A 16,951-nucleotide genomic window follows, 5' to 3' on the forward strand; every position below is an offset into this window, starting at 1 on the left:
AACAAATTAATTATAATTTTTTCTTTTATTTACACAGATACTTTTACGATTTTAATATCTTTGAAATGTATAAAATAAACAGAATTAAAAATTAATCAAAATAAAAAATACAAACCTAAAAACCATGAAAAAAATTATCTCATTTTTCGCTTTCCTATTAACATTCAGTTTTATGAGCGCTCAGGACAATTTTGAACTATCAACATTAAGAATCGGGCCGTTTAAAGTCTTTATGCCGAAGGCTGAAGCCGAAAAAATTGCAGGAACAAAGCTGGTTAACACGGGTGGAGAGAAAAAAAACATGGTAAAGTATAATGGAGAAACCATACAGATTGATCTTTTTGATAATTACATTAATGAGGCCAATCCAAGTGTTCCTTCAATTACCTATATGACAACAACTAGTAAAAAGTTTAAAACCAAAAGCGGAATCGGAGTTGGAAGCACCCGCGACGACCTGATCAATGCCTACAGAAATTACCCCAACTTTAGTGTACGCCCGGATTGGGACTCTAATGGCAAACCGATTAAAGACACCGGTTATTTTAATCTTGAAGACAGCCAGGCAGGAACGCTGTTAAGCTTTAAATTTGTTAATAATATAGTCACCGAAATCTCCGTTTACCTTAATGAAGGTTGTTAAAAGCAGAAAAATATTAAAATCATACAAAAATCCGAGTTTTATCTCCGGGCTTTTGCATTTCCGTAAGCCGGTAAAAAATTGTAAATTCGCATACAAATAAATCAGATATAATGAGTAAAAGTATTGAGGAGTTAAAGACTCTTACTACGCAGATCAGAAGAGACATTTTAAGAATGGTTCACGCTGTTAATTCAGGACACCCGGGTGGAAGCTTAGGTTGTACAGAATTCTTTACAGCCCTTTATGGTAAAGTGATGAACTATAAGCTTCCTTTCACAATGGAAGGCAAAAATGAAGATCATTTTTATCTATCAAACGGACATATTTCTCCGGTATTCTATTCTACTTTAGCAAGATTTGGTTTCTTCCCTGTTGAAGAACTGAGCACTTTCAGAAAATTAGATTCAAGATTACAGGGACACCCAACTACACATGAAGGACTTCCGGGAGTCAGAATCGCTTCAGGTTCTCTTGGACAAGGGCTTTCTGTTGCACTTGGAGTAGCTCAGGGTAAAAAATTAGATGGTGATCAGTCTCTTGTTTACTCTCTTCACGGAGATGGTGAGCTTCAGGAAGGTCAGATCTGGGAGGCATTGATGTATGCTTCTGCTAAAAAAGTAGATAACATCATTTCTACTATTGATTACAACGGACGCCAGATTGACGGAGATACCGATGATGTATTAAGCTTAGGAAATCTTCATGCAAAACTGGAAGCATTCGGATGGACTGTTTTGGAAGAAAAAAACGGTAATGATCTTGAAGCGGTCATTGCAATTCTTGAGAAAGCAAAAACAGAAACCGGAAAAGGAAAACCTGTTGCCATCCTTCTTCATACAGAAATGGGGTACGGAATTGATTATATGATGGGATCTCATGCGTGGCATGGTAAAGCTCCTAATGATGAGCAGTTAGACACGGCATTCAAGCAATTGTACCTGGAAGCTCCGGCTGATTATTAATTATAAATGATAAATTATTATTGATAAATGATACTCCTGGAACTTTATAATATGATTAATCACTCATCATTTATCAATGATCAAAAACTTTAGTAAAAAATGAAATATACATATACAGAAAAAAAGGACACTCGTTCAGGATTCGGAGCAGGATTAGCAGAATTAGCGGACAAAAATCCTAATGTAGTAGCACTTTGTGCAGACCTTATCGGTTCTTTGAAGATGGAGAAATTCATTGAAAAGGCTCCTGAAAGATTCTTTCAGATCGGTATTGCAGAAGCGAACATGATGGGAATTGCTGCAGGTCTTAGTATTACAGGAAAAATTCCTTTTACAGGAACTTTCGCGAACTTCTCTACTTCAAGAGTATATGATCAGATCCGTCAGTCTATTGCTTATTCTGACAAAAATGTAAAAATCTGTGCATCTCACGCAGGTCTTACTTTAGGAGAAGATGGGGCTACTCACCAGGTTCTTGAAGATATCGGTATGATGAAAATGCTTCCCGGAATGACCGTGATCAACACTTGTGATTACAACCAGACTAAAGCTGCTACCCTGGCGATTGCAGATTTTGAAGGTCCTGTATATTTAAGATTCGGAAGACCTGTGGTTCCTGTATTCATCCCTGAAGATATGCCTTTCGAAATCGGAAAAGGAATCATGCTTCAGGAAGGTACTGATGTAACGATTGTTGCAACAGGACATCTTGTATGGGAATCTCTTGTAGCGGCTGATGAACTTGAGAAAGAAGGTATTTCTTGTGAGGTGATCAACATTCACACGATCAAGCCTCTTGATGAAGAGATCATTTTAAAATCTGTAGAAAAAACAGGTAAAATTGTAACCGCTGAAGAGCACAACTATCTTGGCGGTTTAGGAGAATCTGTTGCAGGTATGCTTGCAAGAAGAAGACCTACAAAACAGGAATTTGTGGCGGTAAACGATACTTTCGGAGAGTCTGCAACACCAGCAGAATTGATGAAAAAGTATCAAATTGACGCGGCTGCAGTAAAAGAAGCTGTAAAGAGAATTTTAGCTTAAAATAAGGTATTATATAGACAAACTCCGGCGGTTTCTTCGAAACCGCCGGAGTTTTTTGCTGGCAGATTTGTGAAAATCTGTTTTTTGTGATGTATCAACCACCCCGTAAAAAATTCTTTGAATTTTTGCCACCCTTCCGGAGGAGGTGAATGGTTATACACCCATTCTTCATTGTATTAGTTTTTACCCTGATTATTATTGTTCCGGTTGATTCAAAGGAATTCCAACAGCGATGAGAACGGGAGATAAAATTTCTTTGATGTATTCATCTTCTCTTCTTTCGGAAGCTTTAGATCCGGAAAAGTAATTGCTGATTCTGTAGTTTTTCACAAACTGATTTCTTTTCTTCCCGATGGAATAGTAATACCCACCTCTTTCATCATTAATAAAATAGGTCATTTCATCAAAGTTCATCAGCTTTTTGGAAAGTAACAGTTTTCTGTAAATACACTTTTCTGATTTATCAAAAATATATTTCACAGGAATTATGAAAAGAAGGTCAAACAGGAAATAAATCATATAAACAGCCCATAAGCCCATTGCTATTTTAAACTGGTCGCCAGACATCTTATCCATAAAATAATACACAATAACAGGAAGTGCAATCACTCCCAGTCCCAGCCACCATACCAGAGTGCGTAGGAAACTGTAATTCGGCATAAAGCTTATTTCACTTCCGTTTTCTTCAAATCTATAACGGTCTCTGATATCCATTCTCAGGACTATTAAGGTTCATTATATCTTCCGTCTCATTGACCATTTTCTGAATTCCTTTCTGAGTAAGTGCCTGGCCTATGGTAAGTTGCTTTTCTTTTCCATCTACTTCAAAATACATAGACAACATTACATTTGTGGTGATAAAACCCATGTATTTTGTAGCCAAAACATGAAAATTTCTGAAATTTTCTATGGGATAGGTCTTTACCGGAACAAAAATGGAGTGTTTTCCCGTAACTGTTTTACGGTCCATATCAATAATGAATTTCTTGGTAAAAAAATTGATCATAATAAGTACTACTGTAGCAATAATAACATAACTGAAAGTTCTTAGGCTATTAAAGAGTAATGCTGCTACAATCAGGAAAATAATACAAAGCACGGATACAAATACCGGCTGATTTTTAAAAATATATTGGTTTCCTTCCTGTTTATAAAATTGGTAGTTGTTCATAATGAATGTAATTGTTCTTTATATTTTGGTTGGTGGTTGAGTCTAATGCTTAAGAGATTGCAATGTATAAGAGGCTTCTGAGACAATTATTTTATCGGGCTTCATATGTATATATTTAAAGTGTTTTTTTATGCGTCATATTTTTAATTGCCCCAGGCAGCCATCCAGTTCAGATATTCACTTTTGTATTTATTATCGTTAAGTCTGACGATAAGATCTTTTAGCTCTTCCTTCTCAAACTCATAGTCTGAGACCGTGAAAATCAGGAAAATATCTTTGCCTGTGATCTTTGTGAAAAAGTTTTCATTTTTAAGTTTCTCCAGCACTTCAATACAGGTGGAATACAACTTCGTCTGAAAACCTTCAAACCAATGACCATCGTCGTCATGTTTAGTAAGCTCTGCTCTCAATTGGGTACAGATCTCATCAAATTCTTTATCGGCTCCTTCCATTTCGTAGGTCCATTCTGCCGGTTCATATTTATAATAAAGAGCATCTTCGTCATCTGTATTCTCCATTGCTTTCAATGTATTGGCAGCAGGGCAAACCGTCATTGCTCCCTCATCGCTGTACAAAGCAAAACTGTAAATACCTTCTGCTCCATGCTTTTCATACACTTCTAAAAAAGCTTTCCTTGCAGCGTCTTCAATTTGCTGTTTCAAAATTTCAAAATCCATACTTCTTTTCTTTTTTAAAATGGGCGTTAAAATTACCTTTATCCTGTCAAATCAGCGCATTATATTCTTTATAAGATCAGCCAGTTTCATGATTATAGCTATTCTATTTTATCATTTTTTTAGCGTTCTGATTTTATTATCGTCAAAATGGTCTTTTGTACCTGTTAATCATCAGATATTATCTAATGAAAGAAAACTTATCTTCAAACATTTTTCCGATCAACGGTAAAGGTTTTTCAACATTGTTGGCTGCATTAATAATCCCGATAATCATCAACACCAAAGGAATCAAACCCAATATTCCCAGAATTCCGATTTTAGTAACCATCAATACAATATTGAGAATGATAGATAAAAAAATAGAAAAAAGAATTAATCCCAATGATTGTTTCAGATGGTATTTTAAAAGGCTGTTCGACTTTTCTTTTCCGATAAAGAAGGATATCAGCCATCCGAAAAGCGTAATGTAAGAAACAATTGATAAGGTTTTGTTGTCCATAGCTGTAAAATTTTTAATTAATATTCTTTGATTTTTTCCGGTCCAAAATTGCAGAAGAAAAAGATCCCAGTCTTCTTTTATGCAACTACAAAACATCTTCAATTCAGATTACGGATGACTACAAAATGTCTACAAAAACAATTAAAAATCTAATATTCAACAAATTACAAACAATACATAGTTCTACTTTTTCAGACAGGAAATTGACAGGTGTCTACAATTTTTGTACTTTCACCTTATGAAATTAAAGTACTTACTTTTATACTGTATACTTTTTATCTGCCCATTATATCCCGCACAGAATACATTTATTGATGGTCTTAAGAACCAGTTGAATGAAGATCATATTTCTACTGCAGAAAAATTCAGAATTTACAATGAACTTACCGAATATTACAGAGTCAGCGATCAATATTCTACAGCTGAAAAATATGTTCAGCAGCAACTTGATCTTGCTAAAAAAGAAAATGATTATGCTGAAGAAGTAAAAGCTCTCAGTCAAAAAGGAGTCATTAAGCTTAATCAGTCTGAATATGATAAGATTCCTCCTATTCTGGATGCTGCGAATGCAATTGTTCAAAAGAGTCAAAATAAAACTGCGGAACTATATGCCACTTATCTGAATATCTACTACAGAAATGCACTTGGCGAACTTGAAAATACAATCAGGCTTGTTCAGAAAGTTCTTCCCACCGTTGAAAAACAACCTTCTGAAATCTTATTAAACGCAAAGCTCAATTATCTTCTCTATGGAATCTATACAGAATGGAACGATGCTGACAATGCCACCAGATATGCCAAGAAATCCATAGAGCTTGCTGAAAAGGCGGGAAACAAAAATTTACTCAGCTCTACCTATTCGGCGCTGGCTGTCTGCTACTCCTTTCAATATGAGAAAAGCGGGAACTCAAAAGATCTGAAACCCGTCATTGAGATGTGTAAGAAAGCTGTTGGCCTGTACCATCAATTTCCCGGTCATGTCTCAGCCCATGTACATGCAATGGCCTTACTGAATCTTACAAACTATTATCTGAGCTATCCGGTTATGACTCCCGAAATCCGTGAGGAAATTCAGAATAACGCCCACGAAATCCTGACCCTTACCCAGCATACGACTCTTAATCAGAGTATGCAGGCAGGTGCACTTGGTGTTTTGAGCAATCTTGCATCACGGGATCAGAATGATGCTTTATCAGAGCAGTATCTTCTGAAAGCTGAACAGATTCTGCTTACCCAGCAGCCGGTTTATTATCACGTGATGATCAATGTGGTAAAAAATCTTGCAGAGCTTTATGCAAAACAGAAAAATTACCGGAAAGCTTATGAGTACGAGACAAAAGTAACAGAATACAGCAATCTTCTCTTTGATGAAGGCCAGGCTGAAACTGCAAAAAGGTTGGAAGCTCAGTATCAATCGCAGAAAAAAGAATCTGAACTCAGATCTCTCACCGAAAAAACGGCCAGTCTGAAAAAGGAAAAACTTCTTTATATTATACTGGGAATCATAGGATTGATTGGAGCCTTCTTTATGTTCCGTTCTTATCATTTTAAACTGCGGTATTCTATAGAAAGGGAAAATAAGCTTGATACAGAAAAGCATGAAGCAGAAATGCAGGTCAAACTTCAGGAGGAAGAGCAGGCCCGATTAAGGGCAGAACAGGAACTACTTACCCTTCAGCAGCAAAAACTTCAAAGTGAGGTACTGGCGAGCCAGCTTCATATTCAGCATAAGAATGAGGTTCTGCAGCAGCTTCAGACCCAGCTTTCCGATACGGATATTAATATTCATCAGGTGGTAAAAGGAGAAAATCGGGTTGACAATGATTTTGAAAAAATCAGATTCACCATTCAGGAACTGCATCCTGATTTCTTCAAAAATATCAATGAAAAAGCTAAACAAAAGCTTACTGCTCTGGATTTGAAATACTGTGCTTACCTCTATCTGGGAATGGACACCAAACAAATTGCCAACCTCCTCAATGTAGAACCCAAAAGTGTAAGAATGACCAAATACCGGTTGAAGAAAAAGTTCGGACTCGACGAGAATACTGCTTTAGAATCTTTTTTCCAGGGGGTGTTTTCTGAGTAACAATATATATTTTATTTTTATACTCAATTGAAAGCTTTTCATCTTAAGATTGAAAAGCTTTTTTTATACTTAAAATTCATTTGTTAATATCCAAAGTTTTAAAATCAGAGGTTTTTTTATAAAAACTGAGGGGATACTTACGTGGTTTTTGGTGCTAAAAAAGTTGATTTTAAATAAAACAAATCATAAGAAGCATACAAATAGTACCCAAAACAAGTTATTCAACATCTTATTTCCAGGCTTACATCACTTATTTTCCGGTATTGTACAATAGAAAATATTACCGTACAAACTATTGTTAAAGTCAGTAGCTTTCTTTTTATAGCCGGTATGTAATTTATACTTTTTCGAATTTCAAATATTTCACCAAAGCCCAGCTCCTATTCAGAGTAAAATTTGCATTTGTACACAAAGCAAAATACAAATCATTTACACATTTTATCCCTATAAAGTGATCTAAATATTTATAGTTTTATCCCATCAACGTTGACAAAATGTATTCTTCAAATTTAAAATGCAAGTGTACAGTGTATAATAAATAGGAAGAATTATTCACCCAAAGTCAAGGGTTAATTTGACACAAATGATTTATATAAAAACAATTAAAAATTACACACATGAAAAAATTAAATGGAATGAAGAGTGGCTTCTCTTCTACAGAAAACAAGAAATTACAAAGAAAGGATCTAAAATCTATTTTAGGTGGAGATGGTTATAAATATGTAGAAACAGATTGTGGTTCTACATGTTATGATAAAGAAACATGGAAAGATGGGACTCTTATCAGTACTTTAAAAATAGATACCAGCCTTAATTAGTATTATCACAGATAGAGGGTTATCCCTCTATCTCTTTTATCATCACACCATATTCGTTAGAGAATTTATGAAAAAGGATATTTGGAACTATGCTTCATATGGTTTAATAGCTATAATTTTCACTCTCATAGCTTGCAAGAGCAGAAATTTGAACTATATAACCTATTATAATAGAATCAATGAAATCGACAGTATATTTCGTTTACAAAAGGATACAATATTTACAATTAAGCAGTACAAAAAAATATTCAGCCAATATCCTCCCAAAAACCAGGAACGGAGGGAGGAATATGAAAATTACATAAAGCTTGCAGATCAACATCACAAAAATTTCGGAGGGAAAAAAAGTCTTTACAAGCTTATTCCGTTAGTTGCACATAATTGGAAATATAAAAAGCAAGACTCCAGCTTCATACAGCTCTATCAAAAATATGGTATTGGCAGGCAGGAAATGGAATTGAAAGTTGAGGAATGGAAAAGAGGACTTAATCAAAAACTTGTAGATTCTTTTACAGTCGCGTTTAAACGTGATCAAGACAGCCGTATTGATTCAAATTATGCAGATATCAATAAAAATGATAAAAAGAATGCTGAACTTCTGAGGTGGATGTTTGAGAATTATGGTTTCCCAAGTCTGCAAAAAATTGGTTTATCAAATGGTGATTTCTTTATGCCATCAGGACCTATATTACTACACATGGCAGATTATGAAGAGTATTACCCATATTTGAAAATAAAGCTATTAGAGTATGTAAAATCTGGTGAATGTCCCCCAAGAGACTACGCAGCTATGGTAGATAGAAATAATTTACACCATAAAGTACCTTATACTTATGGCGTTTATCAAGGATATGAAAATATAAAAGACTCCGCAACCGTCAATCGTAATCGCAAAAACATAGGGCTGCCAAGCTTAAAGCATGCTCAGTTGATTACAAAAGATTTTTTCAAAAAAATAAAAAAGAAAAATTGATACTGATCATTTCTCAAAATAACGAGATAACCACTACAGAAGTCATTAAATGGCTACAAAAATTGGATAAAAGCTTTATCCGGGTGCATGAAGATGAAATTTTTGATATTAAAATCCAAGAAAAACGGATTTATCTAGAAAGCCCGAGAAATTGTTTTTTTATTGATGAAATTAGCAGTGTATGGTATAGAAGAGGTAGACTGAAGTTTAACCGCCTGTACTATAAAAATGAAGCGATTAACCTCCATATGAATGAATATCAACACTGGCTGGAAGATTATGTAATAAAGGTTTTAGAGTCAAAAAAACATATTAATAAACAAAGCAATTGTGATATCAATAAACTTCTTGTGCTTGAAGAGGCCCAAAAGGCTGGATTAGATGTTCCGTCTTATTTTCTGGCTGACAACACAGATCATGTTACTTTAAATAAAACAATCATCAAAACCATTGGTGGCAACCCAAGAATGGAAAGCATACTCAAGGATTCCAGTGGGATGATGTATACAACAGTTGTTCAAGAAAATGAAAATAAAAATTTTTTAATCACTTTTTTTCAGGAAAAAATCGAAAAAAACTTCGAGATCAGAAGCTTTTATCTAAATGGTAAAGTTTGGTCTACAGCCATCTTTTCGCAAAATGATAACCAAACTAAAATTGACTTTAGGAAATACAATGATGAAAAACCCAATAGAAAAGTACCTTATAATCTTCCGAAAAATATTGAGCAAAAAATACATCTGTTAATGCAGTCATTAGATCTTAATTCCGGTTCTCTTGATTTCATCAAAAATGATGGTAAATACTATTTTTTAGAAGTCAATCCAGTAGGCCAGTTTTTGGGAATATCAGTAATATGTAATTATTTATTGGAAAAAGAAATAGCTGATTATTTATGAAAAGAGATTTTACTAACAAAGAAAAACATAAACTTCCCCTCACCTTTAAATATATTGACGTTGTAAAAAACAAAATTCGTGAGAAAAAACATTTTAGCATCACCATTCCATGCGAAAAATACTATACTGATTCTTACGCAAAACTTAATCCTTATAAATTTCTGACGAGATTATTATGAACTATTTCAGCCTATTTGCCAACATCCTTATCACCAAAGGAGCCACCAGAATTCTCATTTCAGATCTACAGAGAAATATATCAGAACTGTATCCGTTGGAGTTGTATGAAATTATAGAAGAGCTGAAAAACAAATCCGTTGAAGATACAATGACAAGTTATGATGAAGAATCCAAAGTAATTATTCAGGAATACATCCATCTTCTGTTGGAAAAAGAATATGGATTTATTACAGAGAATGACTGGGATAGAAATTTTCCTCCCCTTTCTTTTGAACATCATGAGCCCAGCGCTATCACCAATCTCTTTATTGAAATGGACGATATCGGGATCATAAAGAAGATATTTCCGTCAATAGAAAACCTTGGGATTAAGCATTTGGTTATTTACAGCTCAAAACCTTTACCCTTAAAAGATTGTATAGAAATTGATGAAATTTTTAAAACCTCAGTGTTATCAGGAATAGAAATTTTCTCACCGTTTCACCAGGAAGTCAACCTCTCTTTTATACAGGCTCTTCAAAAAAATACGGTCAGAATATACAGTCTTATTTTTTACAATTGTCCGGAGTCTCCTTTCAAAGCTAAAGATGAATATAGATTCTCACTGAATTTGCTGAAAGATGATCTGAAAATATCTGCCTGTGGAAAAGTGGAACTGAAATACTTCAACACGAATATTACTAAAGTTATAGAAGCAGTGAACCACAATTCCTGCCTGCATAAAAAGATAGGCATTGATAGAAAAGGTAATATTAAAAACTGTCCACTGATGAATGAAAGCTTTGGAAACATCCATAAATACAGTCTTGAAGAAGCTATCAATCAACCTGATTTCAGAAAATACTGGGATCTTACTAAAGACCAAATTGAAATATGCAAAGACTGTGAGTTCCGTTATGTCTGCACAGACTGCAGGGCATATACGGAAAACACATTAAAAAACAAAAAAGGCCTGAATATATCAAAACCTCTGAAATGCGGCTATAATCCTTATACGGGCGTTTGGGATGACTGGTCAAAAAACCCTTTAAAACAAGAAATTTTTAATTCCCTGGTACTCAGATAATTTTTTTTCATAATCCCTGTTAATTGAAAACCGCTTTTAAATTAGATTTAAAAGCGGTTTATTATCTTATCGTATTGATTACATTTTATTTAAAAAACTTCCATTTTGGGATAATGGCAAGCATTCCAAATCCTGTAAACAGGAAGAGATTGGTTACATCCGTATACAAAAATGTAGACAGGTAGTAATTGTGCATAAAGAAATGCAGCACCAGTAAAGCCGGAAACATAAAGATTCCTGCCTTTTTGTAGAAGAACATCAGCACAAGCCCTATCATCATCAGTATGTCAATAGAAAAAATCACATAGAAGTACCACCTCGGAATCTGAAGGTATTCATGCTGCAGATATTCATCCACATCGATACCAAGTCCCATAATAGTAAACAACATCAAGGCTGCAAACGCCAAAATAAATCCCCATCCTTTCTTTGGGTCTTCGTCAAAATAGCTGTATTCTTCCATACCTACAAAAATAAAGAACTTATGAGAGATTTCATAAGTTCTTTTATAATTATTCGTTTAAAATTTGACTTACACAGAGATTGCGTTGATCAGTCTGTTTTTGTCACTTAAGAATTCCTCCATAGAGATCATACTTTCAGTTCTCATTACATCCTGAATGTCGTCGATCTGGTAAATAATTCTTTTGGCATCATCAGTATTCTTAGCTCTTACTTTACAGAAAATATTATATTTTCCTGAAATAACGCTAGCCTCGATTACGTTAGGAATAGTTGACAATTCTTTCAATACTTCCTGAGTACGGTTTGATTTTGTCAAAAGGATACCTATGAAAGCTGTAAAGTGATAATCCAGCTTACCATAATCGATGTTAAGAGATGATCCCAAAATAATACCTGCATCTTCCATCTTTTTCACTCTTACGTGAATTGTTCCAGCAGAAACATCCATCTGCTTTGCAATTTCAGTAAAAGGCATTCTTGTGTTTTCTACTAAGAAATCAAGAATCTTCTTGTCTATTTCGTCCAGTTGATAGTTCATATTAGTTAAATTACAATTTCTTTAAAAAATCTATGTATTTTTTGCAAATTTACGAAAAATAATTTAACTAAAAAATATATATCAAATATTAACAATAATTAACACAGATGATAAAAATCATTAAAATATTCTAATTATTTACCATTCGATTTTATAGAATCTGTTTTTATTTCACCTTTTGCGTCTGAAGTTTTTTTGTCTTTTTTCTTCTTTTTAAACAAAGAATTGAAGCTTTTACTCCACACTACCCCTCCGCCATAAGCTTGATTAGCAGAACCGTTTGTACTCACCATTCCGATGTTTGTAGGCTTGGAATACGCACGTATCACCAATGAGCCATCATTCTTTTTAGACAGATCATATTCTACAGATCCTTCCGTGGAAAGATAATTGTTTTGTGCACCATCCGTTTTTGATAAAGGAATACCTAAACCGGTCTTGATATTGACTCTCGGGGAAAGGGCTACACTTACTCCCGCATTGGCTCTGTCTCCATAATTTGAGTTCTGATCTCCTTTCACATAATTAAGGTCAATCTGAAATTCGTTACTCATCGTATTAAGAACAGATCCCAACTGCTTCAGAAGTATATTATATCCTGAGGATTCCGCTACATTTCCTACATTTACATCGAATCCACCTGTATTGGATACGTTAAAGGTACTCAATAGCAATACAGATCCGAACTGGAGAACCTTCTCTCCTTCCTGGCTCATTTTCGCAGCTAGTGTTTCTCTTACCTGGCTGGATACATCCATTGCCGTCACATTAAGATCAATCTGGGGGTCTACCAACGACTGGGTGATATGGGCCTGCAGCAGAATACTGATAGGCTGCAGTTTCCCCATACTAAGATATTCTCCCGCATTGGAAACCATTCTGATGTAGTTGGCATTAATATCCAGCATTGGTTTCATCGCATCACCATCCCACCTTATACTGCTGTTTCTTTCGATCTGGAATGTTTTATTAAGAATGGCCTTAGAGACAAATGTTCCGTTATCTACTTTATAGGTACCGCTCATCGCAATATTCCCCTGTCTGTTCATATGGAACCTCAACGGATCAGCTGATCCTTTTACCGTAATATTTCCCACATCGTCTCCTACCAGTACATTTACGGTGGTTCCTTTATCTACCGCCAGATTGAAGTCAATATTCATATTGGCTCCTGTTTTCTTCTTTTCTTCAAGTGTAATCAGACCATCTTTTCCTTCTTTCAGGAACCTCAGCATTTTAAATTCTTCTACATTGGACGTTGAGCTGGAATTAAAGGTAAAGGTACTTCCGTTAAGCGCCTTCATATTAGGAGTGGTTATACTTAATCCTGATACAGGTCCGTCCACGTACAGATCTCCCTGTCCGTAAACTCTTCCCCAGAAAAGGTCAAAATCTTTTTGCGTGGTATTCAGCATCAACAGGTTGTCTGCTCTCATTACAAGAGATACCCCCATGGAAGAAAGGGTTTCAAACTGAATCGCTCCGGAGATATTCCCTTTGGAATTGGTTCTTCCGTCGTGTACTTCAATATTATTGAGGATAGCAAGTCCTTTGGAAAGCTGAATCACAGTATCATCAAAAGAATAATCTACCCCGGTAAACAATAGTTTTAATCCAAAATCTTTTAATGCAATATCTCCGCTATAATCAAGATTGTTAAGCTTTCCATTGATTTTAAGATCCCCTGTTGCCTTTCCGCGAAGGTTTCCGAAAATAGTCTGCACAAACTGCTGCGTAAATGCCAGGTCAAAATCACGCATTTCCGCAGTAAGATCAATAATCGGAGAAGAAGTATTATTATTAACCGTTCCTGTAAGGTTAAGGCTGTTGTTTCCAAGTACGCCGGCAGAGTGAACTTTCACATCAATATCATACACATTCAGCGAGAATCCATTGGTGGCAGAAATAGAGATATCCCCCATATCATCACCATTCATCTTAATATCATCAATGTTAAGATCTACCAGCGGCTGAAGTGTACTTTTATCCATTTTGATCTTAACGCTTCCGTTGGCAAGACCTTTAATATCCATAGTATTTCCTCCGGACTGCATTTCAAGAAGCTTCTCTACCGCAAAATCGTTGATGTCTGCATCTACGTAAAAGTCTTTTGCTGACTTAAACTGGGCTTCCTTAATAAACAAAGCACTTTTATCGGAATATACCCTCAGATTCCTGATATCAAAATCTCCGGTTTTCTTTCTGTAGGTAATAGAGTGATTCAGTTCAGGACTTGTATCTATAGCCCAGGTAACTTCATTGAATTTTACCTCGGTAGGTTCAAACCTGAATACATAATCACCAGCTGCATCCGTGGACTGATCTACATTGATTGCATATTCCTTAAGCTTTTCGTTAAGCTCATCATCAGGACTTCCATGCTTGAACACGGTTGCTAAATGAAGTGTATTTCCATTTTCATTATTCCCTTTAAGCTCAAAATCTTTAATTACATTTTTATTATAAATGACCCTGTTGATCTTAGCATACAATTGCTGGTTAAGGTCACCTGTGTTAATTCTCACTTTAACACTATCCACCATTGCACTGTCTCTGCTGAGATTTTTTCGGTCATTAATTTTATAATCAGGATTTGAAGATGCCAGCGCCTGATCAGCATCTGTAATCTCCTCTTCCTTGGTCATTATATATTTTAAAGATGCCGCATCAAGATTCAGGATCAGGTTGTTGGAATTCCCATCATATTCCCCTTCTACAAGAGCTCCCTGTGGTAATCTCAATTCGGGTAAGAAATAATTAACAAGGCCCTGCTGGACATCAAACTTCAACGCAAAATTCTGTCCACGGTATAATTTTCTTGGCGGCGGTCCCACCAATATTTTCCCTACTCCATTTTCTACCATTCCTGCAAGATCTGCAAGGTTATATTTTCCTGAGATTTTACCTGTCGCTGCTCCCGGAGCATCTACATCAATGACACGACCTCCTGCTTCAACAAACGTTTTTAACCTGGCATTCGGAATATTATATTTTTGAGTAGCTGAAGCAAAGTGAAGGTTATTGGCATTCACATCTAAAGTAAGATCGTTGATAGAAGACATGGCCATTTTCCCTTCAACCTGACCACTTACCACCTGAGTGCCGGGCTTGTTGGTAAAGTAATTCATGTTCAGGTAAGTAACGTCTGCATTAACGTCCATAGCGATTCTTGAAGTACTGAAATCGATCAATCCTTTGACCGTAGCTTTAGCCTGCTCATCATTAACAGTGATGAGTCCGTTATATTTTTTATGATCCAATAAACCATCCAGATACAGATTATTGATCGTTTTATCCATAATTTCAATACTGGCAATCTGAGATTTCGTAGTCAGACGCATGGTATTGACGTCAAAACTTTGTCCGTTAAGATCAAATTTACCGGAAATTAAGCCTACCGATTTATTCTTAGTGATGACTGAGGTATTGAGATCTTTTACATCAAGATAACCGGAATATTTTGGCATTGCAGTGCTGTAGCCTGTCAGAGTAAGTTTCGAAATTTTCGCCTGCCCGATTCCTGTCATTAAATTACCATTATCCACATAAATTTGCTCAGGATTCACTTTTGCGGTTCCGTTATATTTCAGTTTTCCGAAATCATCTGCAAAGTTCTTCATCTTTTTGGAGATGAATGAAGGCATCATGGCTTTTAAATCCTTGTACGTAAAATCTGTTGAAAGATCTTTTGTTTCAATAGCAAAATTTCCTTTCAGCAGATTGTCAACCTTCATCGTTTTGGTAGCAATATTGACGTCAGGATTTCTGATCAGAAAGTTCTCCAGGTGGAATTTATTCAATGGCCCTGTCATTACCCCGGAAAGATTGAAGGGTTTGATATTATCCCAGTTGGTTACAAAATAACTGATATCATATCCGCTTAGCTGGCTTCCCTGTTTAATATTCATATCCCAGCGTACTTTGTCTGCAAAATCTGCCCAGGATCCGTCGTGAAGATTAAATTTGATATCTCCCTGAAGTAAGGTATGATCCGTATTCAGGGTAAGGTCTTTTAACGACAAAAACTGCTTCGTTAGAGAAAGTTCTGTTGAAAAGGTATCCACAAAGTGAGATTTTCCCCACCTTGAAGTTACAAATGACATATTATTAATCAACGCCGAAACATTCGGTCCGTTGACTTTTACGTTCGGTGCTTTTAAATTGAATTTTGTTGCGGTAAGCCATTTTCCCTGTTCTCCGGGAGAATTTTCATTAACGATGGAAACCTTAGAATCAATAATCTGAATTCTGGAATTCAGTTGAAAAGGAGGTTTCTTGGGATCTCTTTTCTTACCATTGTCAAAGAGTTCTACAAACCTTACAAAATTGGATATACTGTCTCCTTTATAAGTAATCACCTTTACATCGGCATTCACAAGAGCCAGAGAGTTAAAACTTAGAGAATTGCTGCTTCCTGAGATGGCATTTACTGCCAGAGATATCCAGTCTGAATCTGCGCGAAACTCACGGGCTGTAATAAAATCAAAACCTTTATAATCTTTTACTTTTAAGCCTTTAATGGTTACATCACCGAAGTAATTTACATCTACACTTTCTGTAGAAAAATCAGATTTAAAATCGTTATTAACAAGCTTCAGAGCCTGATCAGCAGCCCATCTTTTTGTTACCGGAAGGTTGATGGCAATAAGGACTCCACCTACAAGGAAAATACCCAGCCAAAAGAGAATCAGGAGCAGTTTTGCCCACCAGGTATAGCTGGTAACATCCTTTACAGCCTGTTTCCCAAATTCTTCAGCTGTTTCTACAGGATGATGTATCGCATCCGAAGCAAGCTCAGAGGCTTCTTTTACTGTTTCCCTTACTTTTCCCTCTACATTTTCAACAGTTTTCTGTACCTGATCCCCTAGGTTTTCAGCTACTGATTTTTTATTCTCATTCTCGTTATTATTCTCTAACTTTGCCATTA

At 35.7% G+C, this 16,951-nt stretch carries 15 protein-coding genes; 8 read left to right on the top strand and 7 right to left on the bottom strand.

Going from position 1 to position 16,951, the window contains the following annotated elements; all coding sequences use genetic code 11:
* Nucleotides 1–124 precede the first annotated feature (124 nt).
* From JNG87_RS08525 to JNG87_RS08535, 3 genes are all read left to right on the top strand, one after another.
* Nucleotides 125–643 (top strand): hypothetical protein, encoded by a 519-nt coding sequence (locus tag JNG87_RS08525; RefSeq protein ID WP_110010859.1) that lies wholly within the window; start codon nt 125–127, stop codon nt 641–643.
* 77 nt (nt 644–720) lie between these two features.
* On the top strand, nt 721–1,605 hold the full coding sequence (locus tag JNG87_RS08530) for a transketolase (protein ID WP_262896835.1): 885 nt from the start codon (nt 721–723) through the stop codon (nt 1,603–1,605).
* Between the two features lie 99 nt (nt 1,606–1,704).
* Entirely contained in the window at nt 1,705–2,649 is a 945-nt protein-coding gene (locus JNG87_RS08535; RefSeq protein ID WP_110010857.1) for a transketolase family protein, read from the top strand.
* Nucleotides 2,650–2,844: 195 nt separating this feature from the next.
* On the opposite strand, the gene JNG87_RS08540 is transcribed toward JNG87_RS08535, so the two are convergent.
* The 4 genes from JNG87_RS08540 to JNG87_RS08555 all read right to left on the bottom strand — a co-directional run bounded on the left by JNG87_RS08540 (nt 2,845) and on the right by JNG87_RS08555 (nt 4,996).
* Entirely contained in the window at nt 2,845–3,363 is a 519-nt protein-coding gene (locus JNG87_RS08540; RefSeq protein ID WP_238349698.1) for a hypothetical protein, read from the bottom strand.
* Complete coding sequence (locus JNG87_RS08545) at nt 3,341–3,820, bottom strand: hypothetical protein (protein ID WP_202843373.1); 480 nt, start codon at nt 3,818–3,820, stop codon at nt 3,341–3,343. Before JNG87_RS08545 ends, JNG87_RS08540 begins: the two co-directional genes overlap by 23 nt.
* Before the next feature lie 143 nt (nt 3,821–3,963).
* A complete protein-coding gene (locus JNG87_RS08550) occupies nt 3,964–4,497 on the bottom strand; it encodes a DUF4303 domain-containing protein (RefSeq protein WP_202843375.1) in 534 nt (177 codons plus the stop codon).
* A 178-nt stretch (nt 4,498–4,675) separates the two neighbouring features.
* Nucleotides 4,676–4,996: a DUF4870 domain-containing protein gene (locus JNG87_RS08555; protein ID WP_202843377.1), complete on the bottom strand. Its 321-nt coding sequence runs from the start codon at nt 4,994–4,996 to the stop codon at nt 4,676–4,678.
* A 238-nt stretch (nt 4,997–5,234) separates the two neighbouring features.
* On the opposite strand from JNG87_RS08555, the gene JNG87_RS08560 reads away from it, so the two are divergent.
* The 5 genes from JNG87_RS08560 (at nt 5,235) to gwsS (ending at nt 11,021) form a co-directional block, all read left to right on the top strand.
* Nucleotides 5,235–7,085 carry a helix-turn-helix transcriptional regulator gene (locus tag JNG87_RS08560; RefSeq protein WP_202843379.1) on the top strand — a complete coding sequence of 617 codons (1,851 nt, stop codon included), beginning with the start codon at nt 5,235–5,237 and terminating at the stop codon, nt 7,083–7,085.
* Nucleotides 7,086–7,702: 617 nt separating this feature from the next.
* A complete protein-coding gene (locus tag JNG87_RS08565) occupies nt 7,703–7,903 on the top strand; it encodes a TIGR04139 family peptide modification target (RefSeq protein ID WP_202843381.1) in 201 nt (66 codons plus the stop codon).
* A gap of 67 nt (nt 7,904–7,970) precedes the next feature.
* Nucleotides 7,971–8,876, top strand: coding sequence for a hypothetical protein (locus tag JNG87_RS08570; protein ID WP_202843383.1), 906 nt, complete (start codon nt 7,971–7,973; stop codon nt 8,874–8,876).
* Nucleotides 8,873–9,775, top strand: coding sequence for a grasp-with-spasm system ATP-grasp peptide maturase (gene gwsG / locus JNG87_RS08575; protein WP_202843388.1), 903 nt, complete (start codon nt 8,873–8,875; stop codon nt 9,773–9,775). The genes JNG87_RS08570 and gwsG overlap by 4 nt, the downstream gene beginning before the upstream one ends.
* 175 nt (nt 9,776–9,950) lie before the next feature.
* On the top strand, nt 9,951–11,021 hold the full coding sequence (gene gwsS, locus JNG87_RS08580) for a grasp-with-spasm system SPASM domain peptide maturase (RefSeq protein ID WP_202843390.1): 1,071 nt from the start codon (nt 9,951–9,953) through the stop codon (nt 11,019–11,021).
* Nucleotides 11,022–11,106: 85 nt separating this feature from the next.
* Here gwsS and JNG87_RS08585 read toward each other — a convergent pair whose 3' ends face one another.
* The 3 genes from JNG87_RS08585 to JNG87_RS08595 all read right to left on the bottom strand — a co-directional run bounded on the left by JNG87_RS08585 (nt 11,107) and on the right by JNG87_RS08595 (nt 16,949).
* The gene (locus JNG87_RS08585; RefSeq protein ID WP_202843392.1) at nt 11,107–11,484 is read right to left on the bottom strand and encodes a hypothetical protein; all 378 of its coding nucleotides are present in this window, start codon (nt 11,482–11,484) and stop codon (nt 11,107–11,109) included.
* A 69-nt stretch (nt 11,485–11,553) separates the two neighbouring features.
* Nucleotides 11,554–12,024, bottom strand: a complete 471-nt coding sequence (locus JNG87_RS08590; protein ID WP_002984446.1) for an Lrp/AsnC family transcriptional regulator — start codon at nt 12,022–12,024, stop codon at nt 11,554–11,556.
* A 134-nt stretch (nt 12,025–12,158) separates the two neighbouring features.
* Nucleotides 12,159–16,949, bottom strand: a complete 4,791-nt coding sequence (locus JNG87_RS08595; RefSeq protein ID WP_202843394.1) for a translocation/assembly module TamB — start codon at nt 16,947–16,949, stop codon at nt 12,159–12,161.
* Nucleotides 16,950–16,951 lie beyond the last annotated feature (2 nt).

Source organism: Chryseobacterium cucumeris (assembly GCF_016775705.1).
GTDB classification, from domain to species: domain Bacteria; phylum Bacteroidota; class Bacteroidia; order Flavobacteriales; family Weeksellaceae; genus Chryseobacterium; species Chryseobacterium cupriresistens.